Here is a 1,417-nt window from a genome sequence, read left to right as displayed (position 1 = left end):
GGCCGCGTCCGTTTGAGTGGTGGTCTTTCGCTTCGTTGCGATGATCAGCTGTCGTTAGTTTAGGCGGCGGTGATCTCGGGGAGTATCACCGCCTCGTCGATGGTGGGGGTGGTCGCGGTGAGCTCGGTCATGGAGGCTTCGGAGAAGTAGCGGCGGTCGGCGGCTTCCCATTCGTCGTGTTGCTCGACGAGGACGGAGCCGGCCAGGCGGAGCAGGGCGGCGTTGTTCGGGAACACGCCAACGACGTCGGTGCGGCGCTTGATCTCCCGATTGAGGCGTTCCAGCGGGTTCGTGGACCAGATCTGTCGCCAATGCCGGGCGGGGAACGCTTTGAACGCGAGGATGTCGTCACGGGCGTCGGTGAGCATCACGGCGGTCTTGGGGTGGACGCGCTCGATCATGCGCACGACTTCGTCGAACTGGGCATCGATGTGCTCGGCGTCGGGTTGGGCGAAGATCGTGCGGATCACGCTGGCGACCATCTCCTGCCGGCCCTTCGGGAGGGCGGTCAGGACGTTGCGCATGAAGTGGACGCGGCAGCGCTGCCAGGCGGCGCCCTGCAACACGGTCGCTGCGGCCTTCTTCAGTCCGGCGTGGGCGTCGGAGATCACCAGCTTCACCCCGCCCAGACCTCGTGTCTTCAACGAGCGCAGGAACTGCTTCCAGAACTCCTCGGTCTCGCTGTCTCCGACATCGAAGCCCAGCACGACCCGCCGCCCGTCAGCGGCGACGCCGATCGCGACGACGACCGCCTGGGACACGACACGGTGGTCGATGCGGACCTTGCAGTAGGTCGCGTCGAGGAACACGTAGGGGTAGGCGATGTCAGACAGCGAGCGGTCGCGGAACGATGCGACCTCGGCGTCGAGCCCTTGGCAGATGCGGGACACCTCGGACTTCGAGATGCCAGTGTCAGCGCCGAGCGCTTTGACGAGGTCATCGACCTTCCGGGTTGAGACGCCGTGGAGGTAGGCCTCCATCACGACCGCGAACAAGGCTTGGTCGACCCGGCGGCGCCGCTCCAGCAGCGACGGGAAGAACGACCCCTGCCGCAACTTCGGGATCCGCAACTCCAGATCCCCAGCCGTGGTCGACAGCACCCGCGGCCGGGAACCGTTGCGGGTAGTCGTGCGCTCGCTCGTGCGCTCGTAGGGGGCGGCGCCGATGAATGCGGCTGTCTCCGCGTCGATCAGCTCCTGGTAGAGCCGCTCGGTCGCGGCTCGGATGCGGTCGGTGGTGCCGGTGAGCTTCAGTTCCCCGAGCAGCTCGAGGAGGGCAGACTGGTCAAGAGCCATCGTGCGGTGTCGTCTTTCTGTGTGAGTTCTTGGTCGTTCTCACTGACCATCGCACGATGGCTCACCCCGTCGCGGTCACGACGCCGCGGGCCCGAAAGACCACCACCCCGCGGGACTCCAGG

General features: G+C 66.4%; 1 protein-coding gene. It reads right to left on the bottom strand.

The window, feature by feature from the left end; all coding sequences use genetic code 11:
* Nucleotides 1–59: 59 nt before the first annotated feature.
* On the bottom strand, nt 60–1,295 hold the full coding sequence (locus tag LTL01_RS14550) for an IS256 family transposase (RefSeq protein WP_046746337.1): 1,236 nt from the start codon (nt 1,293–1,295) through the stop codon (nt 60–62).
* Nucleotides 1,296–1,417: the final 122 nt, after the last annotated feature.

The sequence above is a fragment of the Microbacterium aurantiacum genome (genome assembly GCF_021654035.1).
Classification (GTDB): Bacteria; Actinomycetota; Actinomycetes; order Actinomycetales; family Microbacteriaceae; genus Microbacterium; species Microbacterium aurantiacum.
Note: the sequence above shows the minus strand (reverse complement) of the source record. Positions and strands in the feature narration are given on the sequence as shown.